Consider the following 1,398-nt stretch of genomic DNA (forward strand, 5'->3'; position numbering starts at 1 on the left):
GTATCCGCCACTCTTTACACCGGGTGATCGCGTTGTCGCTGTCAGTGTTTCTGGGTCACGCGGCAATTCCGGGTTACTCGCAATTGCCGACGTATATTTATCCGCAGTAAAAAATGCATGAGCTGTCACGCCAGTGCACACCCCGCCTGGGACTGCGTTCGAAGTCAGATTTTCCCGCTTGTATCCAACCACAAGGCCATTTCCCTCGCCGGGCATGGCGACTACCATGGTCGGGGCGGCCTGCATTTTCAGACCCGTATCGCTACTCGTGAGGCTGGTGGTATTCGAGCGAACCCGGGCCGCTCGCGCTGCGTTAAATCGCTCGCGGTGTTCCTGTCTCTGGGTTGCCCTCTCCTGCGGACTTAGCTCCATCCGTTCGGCCAGAAGGTCTTCCGTGCCCGGATGAAAGTCATAATGCGGCCTCGCTCTCACAACTTTTTGCAGAGCGGCATAACCCTGTACTGCGTATTGCGGCACCCTGACCATACCCGCCAGTTTCCGGCCGAGCGGCGTTTGGGGAGCTGCCATGTTATTCGCAACAAGAAAACCGTTGGGTGGAAAAACCGTACGCTCAGCCAGAACGGTTCGAACAGCGGCCACCACATGTTGCTGGAAAATTCTGTCGAGAGATGACTTCGCACGCTGTTCCAGTGAGATTCGGGAACGCCTGGACTTAGGACGAAAGCGGAATTCGTCCGGTGTGAATTTCGCCCGCGCACGTCCGCTCACGAAGGTTCGGAGAGGTCTTGCGTCGTTCCGCAAAAGAAACCCCTTTGGCGGGAGCTTCGCATAGTGGCCCTGAGCGCTTCCGCGCGGCTTCATCACATTGCGAAGACGAACCTCCTTCGGTCGGTACTTTCCACGCCCGCCCAGATAAATTCGAAGGCGTCGCCTGTTATGGTGAAGAAGAAGGTTCCTTCGCCTGGCACGGATGCCCAGCAGACCAGAGATCTTTGAGTACACCTCCTTTCGCGGAACAAAAAATCCATAGTACGAGACAAGTGCAACAAGCCCGGCGCACAGGTATAGCGTGTCTCGCTGAAACCTCTCGTCATCGCTTAACGAGTCGGGGTCCGTCAAACCCAGCGTGTCGTCAATGTATTGTTTCGTCGTCTCGGCGACGGCAAATAGAAGCGATTGGGGCGAGAGTAACTGATAGGGGAGCACCAGTAGCGCCTGGATCAGTCCGGCCGGCACGTCGCCCTGCTTCCACGCCATCACAAGGTTGTACAGAGACATGCCCGCAGACGTCGCAACGCTCGCCAACGGCGAAATTTTTCCTAATGCCCAATATCCAAACGTCCTCAATTCACTGTAGGCCAACCACCCACTCACCTGATATCCAACCGAAAAGAGCACGCGCTGCCATTCGCTTTGGCCTGTCTGTGGAATAGGGAT

The 1,398-nt window shown here is 56.4% G+C and carries 1 protein-coding gene; it reads right to left on the reverse strand.

The window, feature by feature from the left end:
- A partial coding sequence (locus PQQ51_RS34275) for a hypothetical protein (protein WP_408501616.1) occupies positions 1–1,323 on the reverse strand: 1,323 nt, incomplete at its 3' end.
- Positions 1,324–1,398 lie beyond the last annotated feature (75 nt).

It is taken from the genome of Paraburkholderia xenovorans (assembly GCF_046030735.1).
GTDB lineage: Bacteria > Pseudomonadota > Gammaproteobacteria > Burkholderiales > Burkholderiaceae > Paraburkholderia > Paraburkholderia xenovorans_A.